The 6720-nt window shown below is 49.7% G+C and carries 11 protein-coding genes; all 11 read right to left on the minus strand.

Features of this window, described 5'->3' with window-relative positions; translation table 11 throughout:
• Positions 1–8: 8 nt before the first annotated feature.
• The gene (locus tag GZ1_RS16985) at positions 9–305 is read right to left on the minus strand and encodes a rhodanese-like domain-containing protein (RefSeq protein ID WP_033015463.1); all 297 of its coding nucleotides are present in this window, start codon (positions 303–305) and stop codon (positions 9–11) included.
• Between the two features lie 12 nt (positions 306–317).
• Positions 318–683 carry a rhodanese-like domain-containing protein gene (locus tag GZ1_RS16990; RefSeq protein WP_060788957.1) on the minus strand — a complete coding sequence of 122 codons (366 nt, stop codon included), beginning with the start codon at positions 681–683 and terminating at the stop codon, positions 318–320.
• A gap of 17 nt (positions 684–700) precedes the next feature.
• Positions 701–1183: a DsrE/DsrF/DrsH-like family protein gene (locus GZ1_RS16995; protein ID WP_015375138.1), complete on the minus strand. Its 483-nt coding sequence runs from the start codon at positions 1181–1183 to the stop codon at positions 701–703.
• Between the two features lie 51 nt (positions 1184–1234).
• Positions 1235–1462: a sulfurtransferase TusA family protein gene (locus tag GZ1_RS17000; RefSeq protein ID WP_060788958.1), complete on the minus strand. Its 228-nt coding sequence runs from the start codon at positions 1460–1462 to the stop codon at positions 1235–1237.
• A gap of 102 nt (positions 1463–1564) precedes the next feature.
• The gene (locus GZ1_RS17005) at positions 1565–1825 is read right to left on the minus strand and encodes a metal-sensitive transcriptional regulator (protein ID WP_013145015.1); all 261 of its coding nucleotides are present in this window, start codon (positions 1823–1825) and stop codon (positions 1565–1567) included.
• The gene (locus tag GZ1_RS17010; protein WP_060788959.1) at positions 1792–2184 is read right to left on the minus strand and encodes a hypothetical protein; all 393 of its coding nucleotides are present in this window, start codon (positions 2182–2184) and stop codon (positions 1792–1794) included. The genes GZ1_RS17005 and GZ1_RS17010 overlap by 34 nt, the downstream gene beginning before the upstream one ends.
• A gap of 89 nt (positions 2185–2273) precedes the next feature.
• On the minus strand, positions 2274–2843 hold the full coding sequence (locus GZ1_RS17015) for a class I SAM-dependent methyltransferase (protein ID WP_015375142.1): 570 nt from the start codon (positions 2841–2843) through the stop codon (positions 2274–2276).
• 27 nt (positions 2844–2870) lie between these two features.
• Positions 2871–3260, minus strand: coding sequence for a DsrE/DsrF/DrsH-like family protein (locus tag GZ1_RS17020; RefSeq protein ID WP_011231562.1), 390 nt, complete (start codon positions 3258–3260; stop codon positions 2871–2873).
• A 272-nt stretch (positions 3261–3532) separates the two neighbouring features.
• Positions 3533–4795 carry a glycoside hydrolase family 18 protein gene (locus GZ1_RS17025; protein ID WP_060788960.1) on the minus strand — a complete coding sequence of 421 codons (1263 nt, stop codon included), beginning with the start codon at positions 4793–4795 and terminating at the stop codon, positions 3533–3535.
• A 122-nt stretch (positions 4796–4917) separates the two neighbouring features.
• A complete protein-coding gene (locus GZ1_RS17030) occupies positions 4918–5304 on the minus strand; it encodes a YidH family protein (protein WP_060788961.1) in 387 nt (128 codons plus the stop codon).
• Between the two features lie 440 nt (positions 5305–5744).
• On the minus strand, positions 5745–6720 hold a 976-nt coding region (locus GZ1_RS17035), incomplete at its 5' end, for an MFS transporter (RefSeq protein ID WP_157074396.1).

Below are 6720 nucleotides of genomic sequence, written 5' to 3' on the forward strand. Positions count from 1 at the left end.
CTTACAGCTTATTCGACAGGCCCTTCCCAGGCGAGCATGCCGCCTGTCATGTTGATGACGCGGTAACCGCGGCTGTCAAGAAACTCCGCGGCACGGCCGCTGCGGCCGCCGGAACGGCAGACGAGAATGTATTCCTCATTTTTGTCCAATTCATGCATGCGAAACTCGATCAAACCGAGCGGAATATTGACCGCTCCTGGAATTTTGCCCGCAGCGACTTCCTCCGGCTCGCGCACATCGATGATATGAAGCGATTCTCCCGCGCGAAGCCGCTCTTCTACCTCTTTTGGCGTGATCGTTTTCATCATCATCCTCCTCTACTGCCAGGCGTTTAGGCCGCCTTTGACGTTCGTCACGTGCTGAAATCCCATTTTCTTTAACAGTCGGCTTGCTTTTTGGCTTCGCATCCCGCTTTGGCAAATGACAATCACTTCTTTCTCTTTCGATAGTTCGTGAGCACGGGCTGTCAATTCGTGCAGCGGGATGTTCCGAAACCCTGGCAGATGGTAAGACTGAAACTCCAAAGGGGTGCGCACATCAATATATTGCACCCCGGGTTCTTTCAACCGGCGTTTCAATTCCGCCGCCGTCATCATCCGCACCCCTTTCGGCGGGATGAAGCGGCTGGTGAGAAACCAGACAAGCAAAACAAACAGGATGATGTTGAGGATCATTTGCGACATAGGATTCCCTCATTTGATTAAATGAATAAGTTCACATTTCCTTCCGACGCATCAGCCAAATACGCGGCGACGCCAGCAAACTCAACGCCATCGATCAATTCCTCCGGCTTCAGCCCAAGCAAATCGACTGTCATTTGGCAAGCGACGAGTTTCACGCCTTGCTCCTTCGCCATCTCGATCAACTGCGGAAGCGGCATGGCGTTATGTTTTTTGATGACCTTTTTGATCAACTTCGGGCCGATGCCGGCAAAATTCATGCGCGACAGCCCCATGCGGTCCGCGCCGCGCGGCATCATCTTCGCGAACATCTTTTCAAGAAACCCTTTTTGCACTGGAACCGACGCCTCTTTCCGCAAGGCGTTCAGCCCCCAGAACGTATGAAAGATCGTCACATCATGGTCGTAGGCAGCGGCGCCGTTGGCGATGATGTAAGCCGCCATCGCCTTGTCATAGTCGCCGCTGAACAAAATGATCGTCGTCTTTTTCTTCGGCTGTGTCATCTGGCTGCCTCCTTCCCTTCATACCTGTATGGGTATAAAAATGTGCACACATTATCCTTTTTGGATCCAGAACATCAACACACCGTTGTCTTCTTTCATCTCAAGCACCGTATGGCCGCTCGCTTTCGCCCATGCCGGCAAATCGTTTTTCGCCCCTTTATCGGTCGTTTGCACTTCCAGCACTTCTCCCGATTGCAATTCGTCCATCGCTTTTTTGGCTCTCACCACCGGCATCGGGCAAGCCAATCCCTTTGCATCCAATACTTTCGCTACGTTCATGATGATGACCTCCTTCACAACAGATTTTTATTACCATTACCCCTATGGGTATATTACTACAAGAAAAAGAACGTTGTCAACACCTTTTTGTTGATCAACGCATTAACGGCTTTTCACAAGCAGTTCCACTGCTTCTTTGACAAGACTGTCTGTGCTTTCTCCTTTTTCCATGCTTTCACGCAGGCAATGTTCCAAATTGGTGCTGACGATGACGGCAATGGCGCGGTCAATGGCATTGCGCGCCGCTGAAAGTTGGGAAACGACGCTCTTGCAGTCTTTCCCTTGTTCCATCATGCCAAGGACGCCTTTAATTTGTCCTTCAATCCGTTTTAAGCGGTTTTTGATCTCTTTGTTATATTCCATCGGCTCGTTCGCCCCCTTTCTTGACAATCACAAGCCGTGATCGAATAGCTTTTCACCTCATAGCCATAGCGGCGCAACAGTCGGATGCCGACGTTTTTTTCGATGGCATCCTGGGCAATGATATGAAGCGGCTTTCGCGGGATATGCCGAACATGCCGTTTCAAATACGCCACCGGAATATGCAACGCTTGGCCAAATATGGAGCCGTTGCTTTCATTATAATCGCGCAAGTCAAGAAGAAGCAAGCCGTCCGGCACCTCTTCTACCGGAAGGCATGGGATATGTTTTACAGGATAGTAGCGTCGATACAACGCTGCGCCCAAAAGAATGAGAAAGAATAACAAACTGCTAACGATCAACGGTTCACCCCCTCTATTCACCCTATGCATGATCATTATATACCCTATACGGTATAATGACAATAAGAAATATTTTCCTCAACAATTGGTTATTCCCAGCGAATCAAAAGACCATAGACAGCCGGGTGAAAACGGACAAGTTCCACGTTGCCCGCCTTTTGCTTCACATAGGAAAACAGTTCCTCCGACGGAATCCGCTCATGGAGCGGCGGCCCCATTTCGCTTTCCATCGTCTCCCATTCGATCAACAGAAACTGCCCGTTTGGCCTCATCACACGGCGAATTTCGTCAAGGGCGGCTTCTTTTTGTTCCACCTCATGAAAGACAAATGCCATGATCCCTTTGTCCACCGAATGCGAAGGCAAGGCGGTCGAAGCGACATCCGCCACCCGATATTCGATGTTGGTGACCGCTAGTTTCGCGGCTCGCTGTTTTAGCAATTCAATCATTTCTGGCTGCACATCGACCGCATACACTTTTCCGTTTGTCGCCTGCGCGAGAGGAATCGTGAAATAACCATTCCCGGCGCCAAGATCGACGACCGTGTCATCCGGTTTCACGGACAACATCGAAATGACCCGTTGCGGGTCGATCCATTCCTTGCGCTTCGGATCCAATAATCGTTCAGCATGTTCGTAATGAAAACGATGCCCTGTCATCCTTTTCCCTCCTATTCCTCTCCCTTATTAGAAGGCCAATGTAATATCAGCGTCTTTCGCAAACTGCAGGAACGTCGCCGCCCCCGCCACCTCAATGCCATCGACGAATTGGTCTTTGTCAAGCCCCATGACATCCATCGTCATTTGGCAAGCGATCAGCTTCACCCCCATCTCTTGCGCCATTTGAAGCAATTCGGCAATCGATGGAACGTTCGCTTTTTGGAACCCTTGTTGAAAATGTTCCTTCCCTTCCGGAATCGGCAATTGTTTGTGCGCTTCTTTATGGATGAGATTCAACCCCTCAAACGTAAAGAACACCCCGACCTCCGCGTCTGCCGCCGCAGCGGCCGTCGCAATGTTGAACACCTTGTACGCATCAAACAACCCGCCGTTTGCTGCAATAATCGCCACTTTCATGACAACAACCTCCTTCACGTATGTCGCTATTATATTTCGATACTTCATATGTTTTATGCACATATACACGCCGTTATATACATATACGTGTATATGTATCACACCAACCATATTATCGCATCATTGTTTTCTTGTCAACAAAAAAACGCAAAATCCAATGCAACGACTTTTCAGCCAGCTTCCAAAAAACGCTTCCCACTTCAAACGAAGCGAGAAGCATCCATTTTCCCGATTTCCCCGCTGACTAGACAACCAACGGAAATGGGTGTTTCTTATACTTTCCGAACAGTAAAAAACTTTCGCACCAACCATGGGCCTGGCGCAAATCGCAGCCCCAACTCCCATGCACCGATGCCCGCAATCTGAAATTGGCGGGCCAATTTCATTTTCTGTCCTATGCTTCTGACATCTTCAAACCATACCTCATGAATGTTTCCAAGTTCATCCGTATATCGAAAAAAGGGGGATTCATATTGAAACGAATATTGAATCGGCGATTGGTAACGCATGGCGGTTAAAACCGCCTCTTGGTTGGAGAGGGCCTTCGCCAATGTCCCAGGCTGGTACGGAATGATCCAATCGTATCCATATAAAGGGAGTCCGAGCAAGATTTTTTTTCGGGGGACGCGCTCGACGGCAAACTGAAGCGTCGATCTCACCTCACTAATAGGAGCGACTGGACCAGGTTCACTTGTTAAATGGTGCCAATCGTACGCCATAATAAACATATAGTCGACGACAGCACCAATGCCGCCGTAATCGTAGCCCCTGAGCCAAGGGATCTCCTCGCTCGTTTTCGCTGGAACGGCGATCGTCAAAACATACCCAGCCGGTTTTAACCGATCGCGCAACTGGCGCAAAAAACCCGTAAACAAATCACGATCCTCTCCGCGAACCTGCTCGAAGTCAATATTGACGCCACCATAGCCTTTCCGTGATACTAAATAAAAGATGTTCTCAACCAAGTTCGCCCTTGCTTCCGTATTGTTCAGCACTTGGCTTGCCAGTCTCGCACTAAATCCTTCTGATGTTAGGTTCGTCACTACCGCAATGGGTGTGACGCGGTTTTGCCATGCTGTTTCAATCGCTGCGGCGTCATCCCGCGTAGTGACAATGTCGCCATTAGGGGCAAAGTGATATTCGAACAGGGCAATGTACGATGAATACGGGGCAAAATCTCGCACGAACGTCCGATCTAAGTTCGGTTCGCGGAGAATGTAATAGGCTAACGTTATAGCTTGATACCAGGAAATATCAGGAATATAAATTTTCATTCCCGGATACATCCTGTACGGATCCACCGCCGGATTGGCTGCCCGCAACTGTTCGACCGTCACAAATGCTTTCTGTGCAATGGCGCTTAGCGTGTCTCCTGGCTGCACTGTATACGTATAGCTAGGAACAAGCAAAGCTTGACCAGGAACAATATTCGTTTCAACTAAGCCATTGACAAGGCGCAGACTTTCCAGCGGATAATCGTATCGCCTGCTGATTGAAAAAAGCGTATCTCCAGGTTGAACAATGTGGATAAACATGACCATCCCCCCGTTGAATCAACAAAGCTTCGGCGCTGGCATCATGATAAATATATATATGCTTATCGACCGCAACCGCACCTTGTCTTGACATGGCTAGTTTGCGATTCTTTTGCATGTTCCTAACGCGCAAGTCCTCCACGCACACCAATGCTCACACGCGGAAGAAACAATCCGGTGATCAACAGCAACAGAGAAGCCAAAAACCAAATAAGCGGGCGCGACGGCCGGAACGTTTGTTCATTAATTTGTTTCGTCTTCATGACATAACTAATGGTGGAAAACACAATCGTGCAGATGGAAATGACCACGGCCAATGCTCCGATCAATTGGACAATGGCCGTGGACAATGCGTTGCTCGTTGATTTTTCATGCAAATTAATCATTAAAAAAGCAATTCCAATAATGGCAATCGAGGTGCGAATCCAAGCGAGAAACGTCCGTTCATTGGCTAAGTGTTGCTGAATATATTTGGAGTCCTCTGTCGGTTTTGGTCTTTCTTCCTTCATCCACCTTTTCCCCCTTTTCACGAACTTGCCGGATCGTCTCTTTATGATCGATGATCCAATCATCACTCATCGGTTCCACTATTTTTTAGATCACCCACTGATGCAACAACACTGACAACCAATAGCGGATTTTCATGCTTAGAATGATCGAAACCAATGCGATCTGACTACCCATACAGGTATATTAGCCCTCAGTTTATTCTATTGTCAATCTTCACACAAAAAACACCTTGCCGCTATTGGCGAGGCGCCCGATTGGTTATCACTTTCAACGTACAACAGATGCAATAACGCTGTTTAAGCAATTCCATCGGGAAGAAATGAAATTGCAACATCTCGCCAAAAGCCCGGCATAAACCACAAGCGGACGGCGCCATCCCAACCGCATGATGAGCACCCGTCCGCTTCATGGACTCTATTTTTCTTCCAATCATGCCCTCTTATTTCTCACTTGCTCGTTCCCGCGCACCTGTCCACGCCGTGAGTCGGTCATTGGACATGAAGAGCACGCAAACGATTGTGAGCGCCGCCGGGAGGAGCGCCCATAAAAACGTATCGGCAATCGACGAAGCGAGCGCCTCGGTCAAGCGGTCGAGCACGGGGGCCGGGATGTGCGCCCGCGCTTCTGGCGACAACATCGCACGCGGGTCGTGAACACTGCTTCCAAACGCGCCTTGCGCCATGCCGCGAAACTGCTCGGCCAATTGACTGGTGAACAAGTTTCGCTGAATGATGCCAAACACCGTAATGCCGACGGTCATGCCGAGCGACCGGACAAACGAGTTCGTCGAGCTGGCTGCACCCCGCTCCGCTTCAGAAAAATGGTGGATCGCCGCCATGCCGAGCACCGAAAACGATGCTCCAACCCCTAACCCAACAATAATCATGTACAACGTCACCGTAAGCCGCGTGGTATGCTCATCAATCGTGCCAAGCAACCCGATCCCGACTGTAAACAAGAGCATAAATCCGAACATCACGTTGCGGTAGCTCGTTTTCCCGGCCAAAAAGCCGCCGAGTTGGGCCGACACCGTCGTCGAAAGCATCATCGGCAACAAAATCAGCCCGGAATTTGTCGCCGAACCGCCCGTCACCCCTTGGATGAAAATCGGGATGTACACGGTGGCGACGACAAACGTCGCGCCGGAGAAAAAAGCGACCAAGGTCGTTGACGCAAACAGGCGCTCGCGAAACATATGGTAAGATACGATTGGCTCTTGCGCCTTCGTTTCTACATACAAAAACACGAGAAAGAGCAAGGCGAACGATGAAAACAATCCGATGATCACGGCCGAGTCCCACGCATACTTCTGGCCGCCAAGCTCCAACGCAAACATCAGGCAGACGATCGCTGGAACGAGCGTCATCACGCCGAGCCAGTCAATGCTTTGCTTCGAATGCTTCGGCGACTCGCGA

It is taken from the genome of Geobacillus zalihae NBRC 101842 (assembly GCF_001544135.1).
Lineage (GTDB): Bacteria > Bacillota > Bacilli > Bacillales > Anoxybacillaceae > Geobacillus > Geobacillus zalihae.

Excerpts from the sequence above, each read along its gene's own strand:
- GZ1_RS17030 (WP_060788961.1), bottom strand. The coding sequence starts at position 5,304 with ATGAAGGAAGAAAGACCAAAACCGACAGAGGACTCCAAATATATTCAG.
- GZ1_RS17005 (WP_013145015.1), bottom strand. The coding sequence starts at position 1,825 with ATGGAATATAACAAAGAGATCAAAAACCGCTTAAAACGGATTGAAGGA.
- GZ1_RS17000 (WP_060788958.1), bottom strand. The coding sequence starts at position 1,462 with ATGAACGTAGCGAAAGTATTGGATGCAAAGGGATTGGCTTGCCCGATG.
- GZ1_RS17025 (WP_060788960.1), bottom strand. The coding sequence starts at position 4,795 with ATGTTTATCCACATTGTTCAACCTGGAGATACGCTTTTTTCAATCAGC.
- GZ1_RS17020 (WP_011231562.1), bottom strand. The coding sequence starts at position 3,260 with ATGAAAGTGGCGATTATTGCAGCAAACGGCGGGTTGTTTGATGCGTAC.
- GZ1_RS16985 (WP_033015463.1), bottom strand. The coding sequence starts at position 305 with ATGAAAACGATCACGCCAAAAGAGGTAGAAGAGCGGCTTCGCGCGGGA.
- GZ1_RS17015 (WP_015375142.1), bottom strand. The coding sequence starts at position 2,843 with ATGACAGGGCATCGTTTTCATTACGAACATGCTGAACGATTATTGGAT.
- GZ1_RS16995 (WP_015375138.1), bottom strand. The coding sequence starts at position 1,183 with ATGACACAGCCGAAGAAAAAGACGACGATCATTTTGTTCAGCGGCGAC.
- GZ1_RS16990 (WP_060788957.1), bottom strand. The coding sequence starts at position 683 with ATGTCGCAAATGATCCTCAACATCATCCTGTTTGTTTTGCTTGTCTGG.